This is a genomic window from Polaribacter huanghezhanensis, assembly GCF_030444335.1.
GTDB lineage: Bacteria > Bacteroidota > Bacteroidia > Flavobacteriales > Flavobacteriaceae > Polaribacter > Polaribacter huanghezhanensis.
In genome coordinates, this window is the sequence record NZ_CP128595.1 from 1,562,584 (window position 1) to 1,582,014 (window position 19,431).

The 19,431-nt window shown below is 32.5% G+C and carries 15 protein-coding genes; 8 read left to right on the forward strand and 7 right to left on the reverse strand.

Annotated elements, in window-relative coordinates:
- Positions 1-96: 96 nt before the first annotated feature.
- The 3 genes from KCTC32516_RS07435 to KCTC32516_RS07445 form a co-directional block, all read right to left on the reverse strand.
- On the reverse strand, positions 97-3,216 hold the full coding sequence (locus KCTC32516_RS07435) for a cytochrome c biogenesis protein CcsA (protein WP_301399790.1): 3,120 nt from the start codon (positions 3,214-3,216) through the stop codon (positions 97-99).
- Between the two features lie 275 nt (positions 3,217-3,491).
- Positions 3,492-4,208, reverse strand: a complete 717-nt coding sequence (locus KCTC32516_RS07440) for a VIT1/CCC1 transporter family protein (RefSeq protein WP_301399791.1) — start codon at positions 4,206-4,208, stop codon at positions 3,492-3,494.
- Positions 4,209-4,318: 110 nt separating this feature from the next.
- The gene (locus KCTC32516_RS07445) at positions 4,319-5,752 is read right to left on the reverse strand and encodes a sodium:solute symporter (protein WP_301399792.1); all 1,434 of its coding nucleotides are present in this window, start codon (positions 5,750-5,752) and stop codon (positions 4,319-4,321) included.
- Positions 5,753-5,903: 151 nt separating this feature from the next.
- Here KCTC32516_RS07445 and recR point away from each other — a divergent pair, with 151 nt between their 5' ends.
- A complete protein-coding gene (recR, locus tag KCTC32516_RS07450; protein ID WP_301399793.1) occupies positions 5,904-6,521 on the forward strand; it encodes a recombination mediator RecR in 618 nt (205 codons plus the stop codon).
- Positions 6,522-7,129: 608 nt separating this feature from the next.
- Here recR and KCTC32516_RS07455 read toward each other — a convergent pair.
- The 4 genes from KCTC32516_RS07455 to KCTC32516_RS07470 all read right to left on the reverse strand — a co-directional run bounded on the left by KCTC32516_RS07455 (position 7,130) and on the right by KCTC32516_RS07470 (position 10,284).
- Entirely contained in the window at positions 7,130-7,720 is a 591-nt protein-coding gene (locus KCTC32516_RS07455) for a CopD family protein (protein ID WP_301399794.1), read from the reverse strand.
- A 109-nt stretch (positions 7,721-7,829) separates the two neighbouring features.
- A complete protein-coding gene (hemH, locus tag KCTC32516_RS07460; protein WP_301399795.1) occupies positions 7,830-8,849 on the reverse strand; it encodes a ferrochelatase in 1,020 nt (339 codons plus the stop codon).
- 22 nt (positions 8,850-8,871) lie between these two features.
- A complete protein-coding gene (locus KCTC32516_RS07465; protein WP_301399796.1) occupies positions 8,872-9,396 on the reverse strand; it encodes a TrmH family RNA methyltransferase in 525 nt (174 codons plus the stop codon).
- A 9-nt stretch (positions 9,397-9,405) separates the two neighbouring features.
- Positions 9,406-10,284 (reverse strand): helix-turn-helix transcriptional regulator, encoded by an 879-nt coding sequence (locus tag KCTC32516_RS07470; RefSeq protein WP_301399797.1) that lies wholly within the window; start codon positions 10,282-10,284, stop codon positions 9,406-9,408.
- Positions 10,285-10,492: 208 nt separating this feature from the next.
- On the opposite strand from KCTC32516_RS07470, the gene hemA reads away from it, so the two are divergent.
- The 7 genes from hemA to KCTC32516_RS07505 all read left to right on the forward strand — a co-directional run bounded on the left by hemA (position 10,493) and on the right by KCTC32516_RS07505 (position 19,396).
- On the forward strand, positions 10,493-11,761 hold the full coding sequence (hemA, locus tag KCTC32516_RS07475) for a glutamyl-tRNA reductase (RefSeq protein WP_301399798.1): 1,269 nt from the start codon (positions 10,493-10,495) through the stop codon (positions 11,759-11,761).
- On the forward strand, positions 11,745-13,328 hold the full coding sequence (gene hemC / locus KCTC32516_RS07480; protein WP_301399799.1) for a hydroxymethylbilane synthase: 1,584 nt from the start codon (positions 11,745-11,747) through the stop codon (positions 13,326-13,328). Before hemA ends, hemC begins: the two co-directional genes overlap by 17 nt.
- Before the next feature lie 84 nt (positions 13,329-13,412).
- Entirely contained in the window at positions 13,413-14,381 is a 969-nt protein-coding gene (gene hemB / locus KCTC32516_RS07485; RefSeq protein ID WP_301399800.1) for a porphobilinogen synthase, read from the forward strand.
- Positions 14,382-14,445: 64 nt separating this feature from the next.
- The gene (hemL, locus tag KCTC32516_RS07490) at positions 14,446-15,738 is read left to right on the forward strand and encodes a glutamate-1-semialdehyde 2,1-aminomutase (RefSeq protein WP_301399801.1); all 1,293 of its coding nucleotides are present in this window, start codon (positions 14,446-14,448) and stop codon (positions 15,736-15,738) included.
- A 185-nt stretch (positions 15,739-15,923) separates the two neighbouring features.
- Positions 15,924-16,886, forward strand: coding sequence for a uroporphyrinogen decarboxylase (gene hemE, locus KCTC32516_RS07495; protein WP_301399802.1), 963 nt, complete (start codon positions 15,924-15,926; stop codon positions 16,884-16,886).
- 108 nt (positions 16,887-16,994) lie between these two features.
- Positions 16,995-17,897 (forward strand): oxygen-dependent coproporphyrinogen oxidase, encoded by a 903-nt coding sequence (hemF, locus tag KCTC32516_RS07500; RefSeq protein ID WP_301399803.1) that lies wholly within the window; start codon positions 16,995-16,997, stop codon positions 17,895-17,897.
- A 185-nt stretch (positions 17,898-18,082) separates the two neighbouring features.
- A complete protein-coding gene (locus tag KCTC32516_RS07505) occupies positions 18,083-19,396 on the forward strand; it encodes a dihydrolipoamide acetyltransferase family protein (protein WP_301399804.1) in 1,314 nt (437 codons plus the stop codon).
- Positions 19,397-19,431 lie beyond the last annotated feature (35 nt).

Consider the following 19,431-nt stretch of genomic DNA (forward strand, 5'->3'; position numbering starts at 1 on the left):
TTATTTTAATTTTAGGAAAGCAAAAATACAGCTTTCATTTTATTTTTGTTTGTCACTTCGGATGAAATCTCGGTAAATAAATTTCATCTCGATAAACTATTTTTTATAATATTTTTTATATTTAAACCAAGCAAAAGTTCCTAATATTGCTACGAATCCAACAGAGTAATATACCGAAGTTGGTGTAATAACTTTATCTCCACTTGCATACGAATGCAATCCAGATAAGTAAAAATTCACTCCAAAATACGTCATCATAATAGAAGCGTAGGTTATAATAGACCATAAGTTAAAAGTAAATCTACTTCTTAAACCAGGAATTAAACGCATGTGCAACACAAAAGCATATAACATAATGCTAATTAATGCCCAAGTTTCTTTTGGATCCCAACCCCAATAACGTCCCCAACTTTCGTTGGCCCACATTCCGCCTAAAAAGTTTCCAACAGTTAGCATAATTAAACCAACTGTAATAGACATTTCGTTAATAATGGTTAATTCTTTAATAGCTAAATCTAATTTTTTATGATTCTTTTTAGTAGTGAAAATCATTAAGAATAAAGAAAATATTCCTAAAATCATTGCCAAAGAAAATGGTCCGTAACTAGCAACAATAATAGATACGTGAATTAATAACCAATACGAATTTAAAACAGGCTGTAAGTTTGCAATTTCTGGATCTAACCAGTTTTGATGTGCAAATGCAAGAATAACTGCTGTTAAAAAAGTTGTTGCTGCAATTGTTAAAGAAGATTTTCTTCCAAAAACCAAACCAAATAACATGGTGGCCCAAGCAACATAAATGATGGACTCGTAGGCGTTACTCCAAGGAGCGTTTCCGCTAATGTACCAACGCGCACCTAATCCTAAAGTATGGAAAACAAACAATCCTATAATGATTGCAATCAATCCTTTGATTAAGTAATTGAGTACTTTTTTATCAGAAAAAATTTGAGCAATTACCACAAAAATTAACAGCGCTCCAGCCAAACCTAAATATTTTGCCAAGCGACTAAAAATGTTGAATTTATTGTAGGCAATTTCTAACTCAATTTTAGTGTCAGAAGGAATTACTTTTGCGCCAAATTTCTTTTGGAATTTTTTAATTCCAGTTAATATTTTATCTGCCTGTGTGTAATCTTTCGTTTCTTTTGCTTTTTGCAGCATCTGAATATAAACAGGTAAAACTTGACGAACAAAAACAGAATCGGTTCCTTTAAAACCTGCGTGTAATGTTTCTGGTTGAGAAACCCATTTGTTATTTGGATCATTTGGAATTGGAAAAATTTTAAATATTTGTCCGCCAATTGCCCGGTACAATAAACCAACTCTTTTGTCAATGTTTATTAAATCTTTTTCAAACTTATTTTTTACATTTTTCTTTTGAGCGTAATCAACTTTTGTTTTTATGATATACACACCTTCGTTAGATAAAAAGTCAGACAATCTTGCATGTGTAGCATCTTTTGGAACGCCTAAAATTTCTCTTATTTCTGTATTTCCTTTTTCTAAATAAATCATTGGAACTTCAATCCAAAACCGTGGATTTTCAATGATAGACAATAACACTTGACTAGGGCTCATTCCTTTGAAAGTCTCTTCATGCGTTACTTTTCTAACCAATTGAGAAGCAAAAGTATGTGCAGGTTTCATTCGCCCACCAGCATCTTGTATAACCAACGTATTAAATAATTCTGCATGTTTTGCATCTACAGAATTAGCAGCTAAAATGGAATCTACTTGCTGTTCTGAGATTGCATGTTCTTGGTGTTGTGCCGAAACAGCAACTGAGAAAAATAAAAATCCTAAAAGCGATAAAGCGGCTTTTTTCTTTCTAATTTTTTTCAACGTACTTTTTAAATAATCAAATCGAGTATTTTTTGCAAATAGAATGCAAATCAACCCAAAATACAACATTGAATAACCGATGTACGTAATTAAAGTTCCCCAAAAATCATGATTTACAGATAAGTGTGTTTCTTCAACTTCTTTAGAATTATCATAACTAGATTGAAATAATTTATAGCCTTTATAATCTAAAATATGATTCATAAATATTCTATAATCAAATGTTTCTTCTTTTGTAATTACAGTTACTTCACTTGCATACGAAGCGGCACTTTCTGAGCCAGGATATTTTTCTAACTGAAAATCTCTTAATTTCACGTGAAATGGGGTTTCTATGGTTTTAGAACCATACAACATTCTGAAATTTAAATTATCAACACTCAATTGTTCAGAGTTTTGCGTGTTGTACTGTCCACCTAATAATTCTACTCTTTTTGTTTTGTTATTTGTAGTGACTTCTATAACAATAATGTCGTGTTTTTTATCATCTTTTGGGCCGCTAACCATTTTTAGAATTCCTTTTTCTGCGGGTCTTGGAATTACAAATTGCAAACCAGAAATGTGATGTAATGATAAATATTTGAAAGTTGCTGTAGAATCTTTTACGATTTTTCCTTCGGCTTGATCGGCCATTCGCAACCAATTTCCGTCTTCTTTAGACGTCATTTTTAGCTCTCCATCTACAGTTGTAAAATTAATTGTCGAATTATTTTTAGAATCAAATCCAACTAAAACATTATGAATGTTTTGTGTAGTTCCTTTTTTAATATAATGTTCGTGTCTGGCGCCTTCGCTAGATTCTACAAAGAATAAATATTCATCCCCTTTTTCATCTTCAATTAATTTTTTTTCTGCCCACGGAATGTAATCTACTAGTTTGAAATCTACTTCTTGACCTCTAAATTTTGTAGAAAAACCCCAATTATTTTTTCCCCAAGTCGATAATAAAATCGGTTGATGAATGGTTGGTTTTTGTTGATTATTATCATCAATTACAACATTTAAATAGGTTTTTTCTGTAATAAATTTATTGGTAACTTCCCCTTCCTTAATAATCATTAAACCTTCATACCCAATATAACGCGTAACTCCCGCGCCAATCAATATGAATAAGAAAGCAGAATGAAATAATAAAACAGGCCATTTTTCTTTTTTGTACAACCTATACCTAAAAATATTTCCAAAAAAGTTGATTACAAAAAACACCATAATAGCTTCAAACCACCATGTGTTATAAACTAATGCTTTAGAAGTTTGTGTGCCGAAATCATTTTCTATAAAAGTGGCTACGCCCATTGATGCTGCAAACAGGAAAAATAAGACAGCCATTAAACGAGTAGAGTAAAGTATATTTAAGATTTTTTTCATCTTTGAAAAGTGTAAAATAAAAGTTTACAAATTTAAGGATAAAAGCTTGAATAAACGTTTGGATTTAACTGTTTTTTAAATAGAAGAAGTGTTAAAAAAAGAGTTTTTTAGATTGTGCTGTTTTGAGAATTTAGCTAACGTGTTTGTACAAGGTTAGTTGCTGTGGTTATGCTATAAATTTAATAAATAATTACTAACAAAGAATATTCGCGAGGGCTTTTATAAGTAGTCTAATTACTAGGTAATTAATTTAAGATGTTGTTGTGTGTCATTTTTTATCCGATATTTACATTGAAGAAATAACCAACTAAAGCTGTCAGTCCCATTGCGACAGTTCCCCAGAAAGTAATTCGGATTATAGCTCTTCCAATACTCGAGCCACCTGTTTTGGCCGCTAATGCTCCTAAAATTATTAGAAAAAATAATGCAAATCCGTAAAGTGAATATTCCATACTTTTTAATGGTAAAAAAAGCGTTACTAAAAAAGGAAGTAATCCGCCAACTGTAAATGCTGCACCAGAAGTAAATGCAGCTTGCATTGGCTTGGCTTGGCTAATTTCATTAATTCCTAATTCATCTCTAATGTGTGCTCCTAGCGCATCGTGTTCTGTTAATTCTTTAGCAACAGTTAATGCAGTCTCTTTTTTTAGGCCTCTTTTCTCATAAATTTCAGCTAATCTTTCTAATTCGATTTCAGGCATTTCATTTAGTTCTTGCTTTTCACGTTCGATATCAGCATTCTCCACATCAGTTTGTGAGCTAACAGAGACATATTCTCCAGCTGCCATTGATAAAGCCCCTGCGACAAGTCCAGCTAATGTTGCTAAAATAATAGGTTCTCGCATATGGCTTGCAGCTGCAACTCCAATAGCAATACTTGCTGTCGACAAGATTCCATCGTTAGCTCCAAGAACAGCAGCTCTTAACCAATTACTTCGGTGGATGTAATGGTTATCTAAATAATTGTCTAATTCTTTTGTTTTTTTTGTCATTTCTACTGTTTGTTCAAACTTCAGTGAATGTTAAGAATATGATTTTGTTTTAATAAAATCTATTCAGTGTTAGCGAAGTTACCGAAAAAGGAGTTTAGAAAAAAATCAAGTTATTTCCTCTTAAACAACCACAATCCAACGAAGGTAATCAATCCATTTAGTATCAATAAAGCAAAACTAAAATCAAAACTTAAATAGGTTATGCACAAATAATTGATTAAAAAAGTAAGTATTGGAGAAGATAAACATATAAACGGAACAGCTTTGTCTTTTACGTTGAGTTTGGTAAATAAACCAAAAGCATACAAACCTAATAAAGGTCCGTACGTATAATTTGCAAACGTAAATATCTTGGCAATAACACTTGCATCCGCAATAAAATATTTAAAAATAAGAATGGTTGCTATCAACACAAAAGAAAACAACACATGAATTTTCTTACGAATTTTCTCTTGTTCACTTTTCTCTTTTTTCTTGTCAATTTCTAAAATATCAATACTAAAAGAAGTAGTTAAAGAAGTTAATGCAGAATCTGCACTAGAATATGCAGCGGCAATTAATCCTAATAAAAAGAAAATAGCAGTTGCCAAACCTAACGTTCCTTTGGTAGCGATAATCGGAAATAATTGATCTTTGTGTGCGTTTATTCCGTTTTTCTGAGCATAATCTGTTAGTAAAATTCCCAATGCTAAAAAGAAAAAGTTGACAATTACCAACACAATGGTAAACCAAAACATGTTTTTTTGAGCGTCTTTTAAATTTCTACAGGTTAAGTTTTTCTGCATCATATCTTGGTCTAATCCTGTCATTGCAATGGCAACAAAAGCTCCGGCTAAAAATTGTTTCCAGAAATAATTTCCTGCTTTTGGATCATCAAAAAAGAAGGTTTTAGACAAATCGCTATCCGCAACATAACTAAATATATTGCTAATTTGCATTTCGCTAGAAATGGTGTAAATACAAACTCCAACTGCAATTAACATAAATAAGGTTTGCAAAGTATCTGTCCAAACAATGGTTTTAATTCCGCCTTTAAAAGTGTACAACCAAATTAATAAAATGGTAATTGAAACGGTTACCCAAAACGGAATTCCGTATGCATCAAACAATAATAATTGCAATACATTTGCCACTAAAAACAAACGGAAAGCTGCGCCAATAGTTCTAGAAATTAAAAAGAACGTTGCGCCAGTTTTGTAAGAATATTTTCCAAATCTGTCTTCTAAATACGTGTAAATAGAAGTTAAATTCAATCTATAGTACAAGGGCAATAACACCAAGCCGATAATTGCATATCCAACAACATACCCCAAAACCATTTGCATATAACTCATGCTTTGATCTTCTACCCAACCAGGAACGGAAATAAATGTGACTCCAGATAATGAAGCGCCAATCATACCAAAAGCCACTAAATACCAAGGCGATGAATTATTTGCTTTGAAAAATGTTTGGTTAGTTGCTGATTTCCCTGTGATGTAAGAAATCAATATCAATACACTAAAATAAGCGACGATTAATAAAATAATATGAAGTGGTTGCATTGTTAAGTTGTAAATGTTGAATGATCAGTTTTGAGTTACGAATATAGTTTTTTTAGAGGATAGATAAGAAGGAAAATAAAATAGATCAACTGAAAACTATTTTTTCTATTTTCTCTCTTCTTTTTTCTTTTGAAATTGTAGATTTGCATCTATGGATTTTTCATCAAAATTGTTAGAAAATGCAGTGAACGAAGTTTCGCGTTTGCCGGGAATTGGGAAGCGAACTGCTTTGCGCTTGGTGTTACATTTGTTAAAACAACCAACAGAACATACCAATTATTTGTCAGAAGCTTTGTTGCATTTGCGCAACGATGTAAAGTCGTGCGAAAAATGTCATAATATTTCTGATACCGTTTTATGCGAAATCTGTAACAATCCGAAACGAAATTCAGAAATTGTGTGTGTTGTAGAAGATATTCGTGATGTAATGGCGATAGAAAGTACCTCGCAATTTAAAGGTTTGTATCATGTGTTGGGCGGAAAAATTTCTCCGATTGAAGGAATTGGTCCACACAATTTACAAATAGAATCTTTGGTGGAAAAAGTAGGGAAAGGAGAAATTAAAGAATTGATTTTTGCTCTGAGTTCTACCATGGAAGGCGATACAACCAACTTCTATATTTTTAAACAAATAGAAAAATTTGAAATAATAACTTCTACCATAGCACGCGGAATTTCTGTTGGAGACGAATTAGAATACGCAGATGAAGTTACGTTGGGAAGATCTATTGTAAATAGAATTCCGTTTGAACAAAGTCTTAGTAAGTAGCAGTATTCAGTTGCAGTTTTCAGTGTTTTACTGAATACTTTAACCTAGGTTTCTTCTTTTAAAAACAGCTTTTGTAGAGAATGGAACTAAAGTTCGTGTTTATGAACAATTGTTAATTATAAATTGGAATTAAATTGCATTGTATTACAATGCAAATGCAATAGTTTTTTATATTTGTATTATAACTACTTAATAGTTGTAAAAAAAAACGCCAATGCTACGAACATTGACGTTTAAATAAGGTAGTTAGCTTTGGACACTATACTGGTTATTTTGTTTTCGAATTTATAAGGTTTGGAATCTTATAAATTGCTCATCAAATTCAAATTAACTTTTACCTTAAATGAAGAACATTAATTAAAGGTCTTCATCTCTTCAAAGATACTTCTAGTTGTCTGTAAGTCAAAGTTATACTTATTCACGAAAAGTTGAAGTTTTTAACAAAACGTTCACATTTACTGAGGTTTTATTGATGAAAAAATAACAGTTAAGTTGTTGGTTAACAATATATTGAAAATAAGTATTTTTTTAAACCCTTGATTTTACTGACTTTGTAAAAATTAGTTTTTTATAAAAGAAAGATTCTTAAAATCTCTAATATTTAAAAGTTAGTCTTCTAAATCTTCTTCTTCCAATGCATCATCTTCGTCAGAAGTATCCCAATCTTTTTTAGCTCTAATATTTTTATAGAGTTTGATTCCGAGCATTAATAAAATTCCGAAAAGCGCAATTCCAACAACTCCCCAAATCCAGTTGATAGCACTTTTTAAAGTGACTAAAAATACAATTGCAAATAAAATAATAGTAGCTACTTCGTTCCAAATTCGCAGTTTAAAAGAAGAATATTTAATAATGTCGTTTTGTAATTGTGTGTATATTTTTTGACAAGCGCCGTGATAAAAATACAATGCTAAAACAAAAGCCAGTTTCACCAACATCCAATCCATTTTTAAATACGCAGGGTTTTTATACAACATCCAAAAAGCAAAGAAACTCGCCAAAACTGCAGATGGCCACGTAATAATGTACCACAATCTTTTCGCCATCAATTTGTATTGAGTTTGTAAAATTTCTTTTGCTGGTTCTTCTTTATCTTCTGCTTCTACATGATAAATAAACAAGCGAATAATGTAGAACAAACCGGCGAACCAAGTGACTACAAAAATAATGTGTAATGCTTTTACGTATAAAAAATCCATAGTTTTTAATTTAGTAGCAAAGTTAAAAGTAATTATTCTAATTTTAATGAGATTGCCGCGTCATGCTTCCTCGCAATGACAACTGCAAACTGCTTCTGAATACTGCCAACTAATTATTTGCCCATTCATCAATCCAAGTATTCATTACTTGTACCCAATCATCATTGTCGTTCATACACGGAATGTGTTTGTAATCGGTTCCGCCGCCAGCAAAAAATTGTTTTTCTCCTTCCATGGCAATTTCCTCTAAAGTTTCTAAACAATCAGAAACAAAAGCTGGAGTAACCACTGCCATTTTTCGTTTTCCTTCTTCTTTCGGAATTCTATCAAATTCAAAATCTGTGTATGGTTTTAACCAAGGATCTTTTAATAAGCGAGATTGAAAAGAATTGCTATACGTTCCTTCTTTTAAATTCAACGTTTTTGCAATCTCTTTGGTCGTTTCAAAACATTGATGACGGTAACAAGTTTCGTGCGCTTTCGATGGTTTTTCACAACAAGAACCATCAATTTTACAATGATTTTTTGTTGGATCTGTTTTTAAAATATGACGCTCTGGAATTCCGTGATACGAAAACAAAATATGATCATACTCAAAACCGTTTAAATGATTTTGGATGTTGTCAGACATCGCTTTAATATATCTCGGTTCGTTGTAAAACGATTGTATTTCTGTCGTTTTTATATTCGGGTAAAATTGCTTTCTAACTTCTTCTGCTTTTACCAAAACGGTTTCTGTAGAAGACATTGCAAAGTGTGGATACAAAGGCACAATTAAAATTTCATCAACTCCTTTTTTAGCCAATTCATCAAAACCTTTTTTAATTGTCATCGTTCCGTAGCGCATTGCTAAAGCAACAGGAATTTCTGTATTGTCAGCAACTTTTTTTGCAAAACGTTCAGAAATTACAACTAAAGGCGAACCTTCTTTCCACCAAATTTTTTTATACGCAGCAGCAGATTTTTTTGGACGTACGTTTAAAATGATTCCTTTGATCAATAAAAAACGTTTCCAATACGGAATGTCAATGACGCGTTCGTCCATTAAAAATTCGTCTAAATAAGTACGAACGTCTTTCGTTTTTGTGCTTTCTGGTGATCCTAAGTTGATTAATAAAACTCCTTTCATTGTTGTCTGTTGATGCGTTTATTTATTGATGAAGTTGATCATTGTTTATTGTTAATTGATTTGTTACTTCATACAGCGCAATCGATAAACTATGGATTACGTTCATGGAAGAATTTCTTCCGTACATTGGTATTGCAACCGTTTTATCAACGATATTGATGTTTTCAATTCCGTTGCGTTCACTTCCTAAAAGCAATACAATTTTTTCGTGTTTTGTAAAATCAAACTCTTGAATTGAAGTGCTTTTATCCGTAATTTCAATTCCGATAATGGTGTTTTCTTCTGCTTTTAATTGCTTGATGATTTGCGTAAAATCCGAATACGTTTCATGTTCAATTTGATTGAGCGTATTTCTCGCTGTTTTTTGTACAATTCTGTTTTCAATTGACGGCGAAGTTTTGTGTAAATAGATTTTTTGCACACCAAAACTTTCAGAAATCCTAAAACACATTCCGATGTTTTCCGGAGTTCTTATTGCGTCACAAACAATGGTAATTGGGAAGCTTTGTTGTTTGTTTTCTATTTCTGTGTGATGTAGTTGTTTCATTAAATGATTTTACAAGGAATTCACATATTTTTTTGGAGTGGTTCCAAATTTCTTTTTAAAAGCAGCAATAAAATGACTTGAGGTGCTGTAGCCGATTTTAGAACCAACTTCATTTACATTGTGTTGATTGCGTTCTAATAATCTCCTGGCGTGTTCCATTTTATAATCTAATAAAAAAGCATAAACGGTGTCGCCATAAATTTGTTTAAAACCTTCTTTTAATTTTTTTAATGACAAGCCAATTTCGTTAGATAATTCTTGTAAACTTGGCGGTTCTGCCATTCTAGAAATGATAATATCTTTTGCTTTCCTGATTTTTAAAACATTCTGTTCGTCAACCAAAAAAGGACAAAAATCGGCATTTGCTGTATCTTCTTGCTGAAAATGCAAACTCAATAATTCGTAAATTTTCCCTTTGATAAACAATTCTTTTATTGAACTATTTACATTAGAATTGATGATTTGTTGCAAAACAATTAACACCGAAGGCTTGATAATATCGTCGTTGTAATATTTTCTATTGATGTTTTCATCGCTTAAAAAAGGAATGTGATTTGCCTCTTTAGAAAACAACGAATGAAATTTTTCTATAGAAATCAACAAAGAAACCAAAGAAGTATTCGGGTCAATTTCTAAATTAATTGGTAATTTTTGTTGTGGATTGTACAGTAAAATACAATGCTGATTTAAAACATCAAGTGTGTAACTTCCGTTATTAAATAAAAACTTAGCGTTTCCTTTAATACAAAAATGCAACTGAATAAAAGAGTTATCTATGTCTCTTTCAAATCGTTGTGTTTTTTTGCTTTCGTTGTCAAAGTGCAATAAGAAAAATAAATTCTCAATACTGATTTCTTTGAAAGTACTTTCTGCGTTGTTTTTTGTCATTTTAAAAATTTAATAAGAATTCTTTTTATTTAGAATCGTTCTATATAAAAATCAATAGAAGCCCTTATTTTTCAACAAAAATACATAAATTTTAGTTTTATTAAATATTAAATTGTTAAAAAACGTAGAACGACATTAATAGTTCTTTAAGCGATACTTTTATTGATAGGAAGTTTTTACTTTTGAGCTACTTTTTGAAAAACAATACATGACAACCAAAAATCATCAAGTAAGTTTATACAATATCGGAGTAAGCTATAAAAAAGCAGAAGCCGATGTTAGAGGTAAATTTTCGTTAACCAAAGATGCTCAAGTTAAAGTCTTAAAAGAGGCAAAAGAAAGCGGAGTTGATGGTATTTTTGTATTATCAACCTGTAATAGAACAGAAATTACTGGTTTTGCAGAACATCCTTTTCAATTAATTAATTTATTGTGTAAATATTCTAAAGGAACGGTAGAAGAATTTGCTGCTGTTTCTAATGTGTATAAAAACCAAGAAGCTATTTCGCATTTGTTTAGAATGGGAACGGGTTTAGATAGTCAGATTTTAGGAGATTACGAAATTGTAGGTCAATTAAGAAACTCTTTTAAGCAAGCGAAAAAGCAGAAAACAACCAATGCTTATTTCGAAAGACTTTTAAATCAGGTGATGCAAGCAAGCAAACGTGTTAAAAACGAAACGCGTTTAAGTTCAGGTACAACATCAGTTTCGTACGCGGCAGTTCAATATATTATCGCCAATTTATCAAATTATAATCACAAGAACATGTTGGTTTTTGGTTTGGGTAAAATGGGAAAACATACCTGTAAAAATTTAGCGGAATACACAGAAAATAAATCGGTTTGCTTGATCAATAGAACTGAAGAAAAAGCAACAGAGTTTGTTAAAGAACATCAATCAATTAGAAAAGCAACGATAGAAAATTTAACTTCTGAAGTAAAAAAATCAGATGTTTTAATTGTTTCTACTGGTGCTGATGTTCCAACAATTACTTTAGCCCATATTCCTACGGATAAAGAAATTCTAATTTTAGATTTATCAATGCCCGCAAATGTTGCTGTTGAGGTGAAGAACTTGCCAAATGTAACGCTTGTAAATGTTGATGAATTGTCAAAAATTACAGATAAAACCTTAGCAATTCGTCAACAAGAAATTCCTTTTGCAGAGTCAATTATAGAAACGCATAAAAATGAGTTTAATGAATGGTTAAATCATCGTAGATTTACACCAGCAATTAATGCGTTGAAACAATCGTTAGAAACGATTCAGCAAGATGAAATTGCTTTTCATAAAAAGAAGTTGAAAAATTTTGATGAAGAACAAGCAGAAGCTATAACATCAAGGTTTATTCAAAAAATAACAACACAGTTTGTAAAACATTTAAAAGACGACGAAACGTCAATTCCGCAAAGTATTGATGTGGTTAGTAAAATGTTTGGAACTGAATTAGAAAAACTACATGCAGAAGATCATTAGAATTGGTACAAGAGACAGTGAACTAGCACTTTGGCAAGCGAAAACAGTTCAACAACAATTAGAATATTTAGGACACAAAACAGAGATCGTTGCCGTAAAATCAACAGGAGATTTAGTCTTAGATAAACCTTTGTACGAATTAGGAATTACAGGAATATTTACGAAGAATTTAGATATTGCTTTAATGAATGATGAAATTGATATTGCAGTTCATTCTTTAAAAGATGTGCCAACAATATTACCAAAAAGTATTGTTCAAGCTGCAGTTTTAAAAAGAGGAAACTCTAATGATATGCTTGTTTTTAAAGACAACGAGGAGTTTTTAACGCAAGAAAACGCCATTATTGCTACTGGAAGTTTAAGAAGAAAAGCACAGTGGTTGCATCGTCATCCAACACATCAAGTTGTTGGTTTAAGAGGTAACATACAAACCAGATTAGAGAAATTAAAAAACAACGATTGGAATGCCGCAATTTTTGCAGCTGCCGGATTGGAAAGATTAAAGCTAAAACCAGATGGCGCTTTTAGTTTGGACTGGATGATTCCTGCTCCAGCGCAAGGAGTTGTAACTATTTCTGCATTGGCGGAATCTACGGGTGTTTTAGAAATATGTAAAGAATTAAATGATGAAGAAACAGCAATGCTTGCAAAAGTAGAGCGCGATTTCTTAAATATTTTAGAAGGTGGTTGTACCGCGCCAATTGGTGCCTTAGCTTTTATAAAAGAAGACGAAGTGTATTTTAAAGGTGTTTTATTAAATGCTGATGGAACCAAAAGAATAGATGTTACTTCTAAAGAGAAAATTGGGAGACATAATTACATCGCCAAAGAATGTGCAGATTTTGTACTGAATAGAGGCGGAAAAAAAATAATGGATTCGCTAAAAGGAAATAAAGTAAAAGAATTTGCAGTGTATTCTACAAAGAAACTTTCTGAAATTCAAAAACGATTATTGCCAGAAACTGTTGCAATTGATGACAGTGATTTTATAAAAATTCGTTTTAATAGGATTGCACCAAAAGTGATCAAAAATGACATTGAAAATGTGATCATAACAAGTAAAAACGGTGTAGAATCGTTGTTGAATAGTTTTGTGAAACAGGAATTAAATTTCAAAAATATTTACTGTGTTGGTAGAAGAACAAAGAAGTTAATCGAGCAGAAAATAGGAAAAGTAACGCATTCAGAAAAGAATGCAGAGAAGTTAGCTGAATATCTTTCAAAGAATATTAAAGGACAAGAAGTAACGTATTTTTGTAGCGATTTACGTTTAGATACCTTGCCAGAAGTGTTGACAAAAAGCGAAATTACAGTAAACGAAGTAGAAGCATATAAAACCATGTTTAGTCCAGTAAATGTGAGAGAACAATTTTCTGGAGTGCTATTTTACAGTCCATCTACCGTTGAAAGTTATTTGCAAGATAATCAACCAAATAAAATTGCTTTTTGTATCGGAGAAAGTACCGCGAAAGAAGCAAGAAAACATTTCGAAAATGTACAAGTTGCCAATTTACCAACTGTAGAAAGTGTGTTGGAATTGGTGAATTTACATTATGTGAAAGAATAAATTAAAATGTCTCCACGAGTGGAGTAGAGAGGTTTTAATTAGGTCTCGACTCCGCTCGACCTGACATCGACATAAATAAAGATAATGTTCAGAACAAGAAGACTTAGAAAATCAGAAGCAATCCGCAGATTGGTTAGAGAAACCAAATTGTCTGTGGATGATTTTATCTATCCACTTTTTATTGAAGAAGGAGAAAGTATAGAAACAGAAATTGTTTCGATGCCCGGAATCAAACGTTTTTCTTTGGATAGAATCTCTAAAGAATTAGGTGAAGTTGTTTCTTTAAATATTCCTGCAGTTTTGTTATTTGGAATTCCGTCTAAGAAAGATGATGAAGGAACAGAAACTTGGAATGATAACGGAATTATGCAACAAGCAATTCGTTTTATCAAAAAGAAGTATCCGAGTTTATATGTCATTACTGATGTGTGTTTTTGCGAATACACGTCTCACGGACATTGCGGAATTATCCATGACAATGATGTAGATAATGATGCAACTTTGGTGAATATTGCAAAGCAAGTAATTTCGCATGCAAAAGCTGGAGTTGATATGGTTGCGCCATCAGGAATGATGGATGGAACAATTGATATGGTGCGTCAGTCTTTAGATAATTCGGGTTTTGTGAATTTGCCAATTATGGCATATGCTGTAAAATATGCATCTGCTTTTTATGGTCCTTTTAGAGATGCGGCAGATTCTGCTCCAACTTTTGGAGATAGAAAAACCTATCAAATGGATCCTGCAAACAGAGATGAAGCAATGCGGGAGGCAACTTTTGATGATCAAGAAGGAGCAGATATTTTAATGGTAAAGCCAGCACTGTCTTATTTAGATATCATTAGAGATTTAAAAAATAATTTCGACCGACCAATTGCATGTTATAATGTAAGTGGCGAATATGCAATGATAAAAGCAGCGGCAGAAAAAGGTTGGATTGATGGCGAAAAAGTAATGATGGAAAGTTTATTGTCCATGAAAAGAGCAGGAGCAGATATTATCATTACCTATTTTGCGAAAGAAGCAGCAAAGGTTTTGTTGAAAAAAAGATAGAATGTCTCCTCGAGCGGAGTCGAGAGGTCTCGAATGCGTTCAATCAGACAAAAAAATAAAAAAAATGAAATTCGAAAAATCACAAAAACTATACGAAAAAGGATTGGTACATCTTGTAGGAGCAGTAAATTCTCCTGTAAGAGCATTTTCTTCTGTTGGAGGAAACCCATTGTTTATCAAAAAAGCTAAAGGAACTAAAATTACCGATGTTGATGGAAATGAATATGTAGATTTAGTATTGTCTTATGGACCAATGATTTTAGGGCATCGTCATAAAAAAGTACAAAAAGCAATTAGCAAAGCGTTAAAAAAAGGGTATTCTTTTGGAGCATCAACCAAAAATGAAATCAAACTTGCAAAAATTGTTTGTGATGCTTTTCCAGGAATGGACAAAGTACGTTTTGTAAACTCAGGAACAGAAGCTGTATTAAGCGGAATCCGTTTGGCAAGAGCATTTACAGGAAAAGATAAAATCATCAAATTTTCGGGTTGTTATCACGGACATCAAGATGCGTTATTAGTTGCAGCAGGATCAGGATTGGCAACGTTAAGTTTGCCGGGTTCTAAAGGAGTTCCGGAAGGAGCAGTAAAAAATACTTTAATTGCAGGATTTAATAATTTAGAAAGTGTAAAAAAGCACTTTGAAAATGATGATAATATTGCTGGTGTAATTATTGAGCCAATTGCAGGTAATATGGGAGTTGTAATTCCGCAAGATAATTTCTTGGTAGAATTAAAAGCGTATTTAGAAACAAAAGGAGCTTTGTTAATTGCTGATGAAGTAATGACAGGCTTCCGTTCTAAATTTGGTGGAGCGCAAGAGATTTTGGGAGTTGAAGCAGATATTACGTGTTTAGGGAAAGTAATCGGAGGAGGTTTTCCTGTGGGAGCATACGGAGCCAGAAACGAAATCATGCAAGAAGTTGCACCTTTGGGCGGAATGTATCAAGCTGGAACTTTGAGTGGAAATCCGATTGCTATGGCAAGCGGAATAGCTACGTTAAAAGAATTAAAGAAACAAAATCCATATGCTGAATTTGAAGAGTTTTCGAGTATTCTAGAAGTAATTTTATTAGAAACTGCGAAAAAATACGATGTAGATCTAGTTGTAAATAGATTTGGATCAATGGTAAACCCATTTTTTAGAAAAGGAGAAGTTACCAATTTCGAAGAAGCTCAAGAATCTGATACAAAGAAGTTTGCAGTTTTCTTTTGGGAAATGATTAAAAATGGAGTGTTTTTGCCGCCATCGCAATTTGAATCTTGGTTTTTATCATCAGCATTAACAAAAAAAGATTTAGAAAAAATAACAAAAGCTATTGATTTGGCAATGAGAAAAGTAGCTGATAGCTTTTAGCCTTTTGATTTTAGAATTAATTGAAAAAGAAGGAAAAATGATTAATGGATTAATAAATACGATAAAGAATAGCTAAAAGCCAAAGCGAAAAGCTAAGTGCTAATAGCCAAAAGCTATAATATGATAAAAACGATTTATTTTTAAGAGCATTAAAAGGAGAAGTAGTAGATCGTCCTCCAGTTTGGATGATGCGTCAAGCAGGAAGATTCTTGCCTGAGTTTAGAGAAATTAGAGACAAATATGATTTCTTTACGCGTTGTAGAACTCCAGAATTGGCGTCAGAAATTACGGTGCAACCCATTCGTAGATTTGGAATGGATGCTGCAATTTTGTTTTCTGATATTTTGGTGATTCCACAAGCAATGAATATTGAAGTGGAAATGAAACCCAATTTCGGCCCGTATTTGCCAAATCCAATTAGAGATCAAAAAGGTGTTGATGCTGTAATTATTCCTGATGTTCATCAAGAATTAGGATACGTAATGGAAGCAATAAAAGCAACCAAAGAAAAGCTAAATGATGAAATTCCATTAATTGGTTTCGCAGGTTCTCCTTGGACCATTTTATGTTACTGTGTACAAGGTCAAGGTTCTAAAAACTTTGACAAAGCAAAAGAATTTTGTTTTACAAATCCGATTGCTGCACATCAATTATTACAAAAAATTACAGATACCACAATTGCATATTTAAAAGCAAAAGTTGCAGCTGGTGTTGATGCTGTTCAGGTTTTCGATTCATGGGGGGGAATGTTATCTCCTGTAGATTATCAAGAATTTTCTTGGCAATACATTCAGCAAATTATTGATGCTTTAAAAGAGGAGGCGCCAGTAATTGCTTTCGGAAAAGGGTGTTGGTTTGCACTTAATGAAATGTCAAAATCTGGTGCTTCTGCATTAGGAGTAGATTGGACCTGCTCTCCAAGAAATGCACGTTATTTATCTGGTGGAAATATCACTTTACAAGGAAATTTTGATCCAACAAGATTGTTTTCTCCGCCGGCGGAAATCAAGAAAATGGTGCATCAAATGATCAATGAATTTGGAAAAGACAAGTACATCGTTAATTTAGGTCACGGTATTTTACCAAATATTCCGTTAGAAAATGCAAAAGCATTTATTGATGCTGTAAAAGAATATAAAGTAAATTAAAATGTTTTGGGCGTTCCCTAAAGGTCGCGCTTTCCGTTATATCTTTTTGCAAAAAAGCAAAAAGGATGTCACTTCAATCGCTAACGCACATTTTAGTCAATACAAACAATGAAGAACAAGTTTTACGCTTACATAGAAAACTTACAAGACAGCATTACTTCAGCATTAGAGAAAGTTGATGGAAAAGCAATGTTTCAAGAAGATAATTGGAAACGCGCTGAAGGCGGTGGAGGTAGAACTCGTGTTATTGAAAATGGAAACATTTTTGAAAAAGGTGGCGTAAATATTTCTAAAGTCTTTGGTGAATTGCCAGAAGCATTGCGTAAACAATTCGGAGTAGAAGAAGGAAATTTCTTTGCTTGTGGATTGAGTTTGGTATTGCATCCAAAAAATCCGTTTGTGCCAACTGTACACGCAAATTGGCGTTATTTTGAAATGTATAATTCTTCTGGAGATGTTGTTACCCAATGGTTTGGTGGCGGACAAGATTTAACTCCGTATTATTTGTTGGAAGAAGATGCAGTTCATTTTCATACCGTATGTAAAACAGCTTGTGACAAACATCATTCAGAATTTTATCCGAAGTTTAAAGAAACCTGTGATACTTATTTTTGGAATGCACACAGAAATGAAGCGCGTGGAGTAGGAGGTTTGTTTTTCGATTACTTAAAAGAAACAGATGAGTTTTCAATAGAAGACAGATTTAATTTTGTAACAGAAGTTGGCAACAGTTTTTTAGAAAGTTATGTACCTATTGTAGAAAAAAGAAAAGATATTGAGTACTCTAAAAAACATAAAGATTGGCAAGAAGTGCGCAGAGGTCGTTATGTTGAGTTTAATTTGGTACACGATAGAGGAACCTTGTTTGGATTGAAAACAAATGGAAGAATAGAAAGTATTTTAATGAGTTTGCCTCCAGTTGTTCAATGGAAATACAATCATCATCCAGAAGAAAATTCTGAAGAAGCCAAATTATTAGAAGTGTTGGCAAATCCGAAAGATTGGATTTAAAATATTATTATATATTTATTAATAAATCATATTAACTGCGAATATGATTTTTGATAAACAAATAGTTGTACTTATTTGCGAATAGTGTAATTTTTTATTTTACTTCATTTTTATTTTTCAATAAAAATTTCAATAAATAATCATTGAAATTTAGTACTTTCGCATTCTATAAAACAAATAATGTAATGGCTAGATTTGAATTAAAACTTCCTAAAATGGGTGAAAGTGTTGCAGAAGCAACAATTACATCATGGTTAAAAGAGGTTGGTGATACGATAGAGTTAGATGAAGCAATTGTAGAAATTGCTACAGATAAAGTTGATTCTGAAGTGCCGAGTGAAGTAGAAGGAACTTTAGTTGAAATTTTATTTGAGAAAGATGATGTTGTTGCAGTTGGTGCAACAATCGCAATCATTGAAACCGAAGGCGGAGAAACTGTTGCGGTTTCAAATAAATCGAATGAGTCTCCAAAAGAAGTTGTTGAAATAGAAAAAGAAGTAGAAGCAACAATAGAGCAGGTTGCTACCCCGATTACAAAAACTTCTGAGAGTGGTAAATTTTACTCTCCTTTAGTTAGAAATATCGCTCAGAAAGAAGGCGTTTCTATGCAAGAATTAGAAGCAATTTCTGGTAGTGGAAAAGACGGAAGAGTTACCAAAGACGATATTTTATCATACATAGAAAACAGAAGTGCTGCTCCTCAAGAAATTACAGAGCAACCAAAAACTACACCGAGTAAACCTCAAACTACAAAAGAAGTTTCTAAAGCTGCTCCTGTTTCTGTAAACGGAGAAGATGAAGTAATTGAAATGAGTAGAATGGGAAAATTGATTGCCAAACATATGGTAGATTCTGTGCAAACATCTGCGCATGTACAATCATTTATAGAAATTGATGTTACAAATATTGTAAAGTGGAGAACTAAAGTAAAAGATGCATTCTTTAAAAGAGAAGGAGAAAAATTGACTTTTACTCCAATTTTAATGCAAGCCGTTGCATCTACAATTAAGAAATATCCAATGATAAATATTGCTGTTGATGGTGATACTATCATTAAAAGAAAAAATATTAACTTAGGAATGGCAGCTGCTTTAGCTGATGGTAATTTAATTGTACCTGTAATTAAAAACGCAGATCAGTTAAACTTAGTTGGTATGACAAAAGCGGTGAATGATTTAGCAGGAAGAGCAAGAGGAAATCAATTAAAACCAGACGATATTCAAGGTGGAACTTACACAGTTACTAATGTTGGAAGTTTTGGTTCTGTAATGGGAACACCAATTATAAATCAACCACAAGTGGCTATTTTAGCATTGGGTGCAATTCGTAAAGTTCCTGCTGTCATTGAAACTCCAGATGGAGACTTTATCGGAATCAGACAAAAAATGTTTGTTTCTCATTCGTACGATCATAGAGTTGTAAACGGTGCTTTGGGCGGAATGTTTATCAAAACATTGAAAGAAACATTAGAAGCTTGGGACATCAATCAAGATTTTTAAAATAAATTAGATATTGATTATTAAAAAAACGCTTG

Excerpts from the sequence above, each read along its gene's own strand:
- hemL (WP_301399801.1), top strand. The coding sequence starts at position 14,446 with ATGAAATTCGAAAAATCACAAAAACTATACGAAAAAGGATTGGTACAT.
- KCTC32516_RS07445 (WP_301399792.1), bottom strand. The coding sequence starts at position 5,752 with ATGCAACCACTTCATATTATTTTATTAATCGTCGCTTATTTTAGTGTA.
- KCTC32516_RS07470 (WP_301399797.1), bottom strand. The coding sequence starts at position 10,284 with ATGACAAAAAACAACGCAGAAAGTACTTTCAAAGAAATCAGTATTGAG.
- KCTC32516_RS07455 (WP_301399794.1), bottom strand. The coding sequence starts at position 7,720 with ATGGATTTTTTATACGTAAAAGCATTACACATTATTTTTGTAGTCACT.
- hemH (WP_301399795.1), bottom strand. The coding sequence starts at position 8,849 with ATGAAAGGAGTTTTATTAATCAACTTAGGATCACCAGAAAGCACAAAA.
- KCTC32516_RS07440 (WP_301399791.1), bottom strand. The coding sequence starts at position 4,208 with ATGACAAAAAAAACAAAAGAATTAGACAATTATTTAGATAACCATTAC.
- KCTC32516_RS07505 (WP_301399804.1), top strand. The coding sequence starts at position 18,083 with ATGGCTAGATTTGAATTAAAACTTCCTAAAATGGGTGAAAGTGTTGCA.
- hemE (WP_301399802.1), top strand. The coding sequence starts at position 15,924 with ATGATGCGTCAAGCAGGAAGATTCTTGCCTGAGTTTAGAGAAATTAGA.
- hemA (WP_301399798.1), top strand. The coding sequence starts at position 10,493 with ATGACAACCAAAAATCATCAAGTAAGTTTATACAATATCGGAGTAAGC.
- hemB (WP_301399800.1), top strand. The coding sequence starts at position 13,413 with ATGTTCAGAACAAGAAGACTTAGAAAATCAGAAGCAATCCGCAGATTG.
- KCTC32516_RS07435 (WP_301399790.1), bottom strand. The coding sequence starts at position 3,216 with ATGAAAAAAATCTTAAATATACTTTACTCTACTCGTTTAATGGCTGTC.
- recR (WP_301399793.1), top strand. The coding sequence starts at position 5,904 with ATGGATTTTTCATCAAAATTGTTAGAAAATGCAGTGAACGAAGTTTCG.
- KCTC32516_RS07465 (WP_301399796.1), bottom strand. The coding sequence starts at position 9,396 with ATGAAACAACTACATCACACAGAAATAGAAAACAAACAACAAAGCTTC.
- hemF (WP_301399803.1), top strand. The coding sequence starts at position 16,995 with ATGAAGAACAAGTTTTACGCTTACATAGAAAACTTACAAGACAGCATT.
- hemC (WP_301399799.1), top strand. The coding sequence starts at position 11,745 with ATGCAGAAGATCATTAGAATTGGTACAAGAGACAGTGAACTAGCACTT.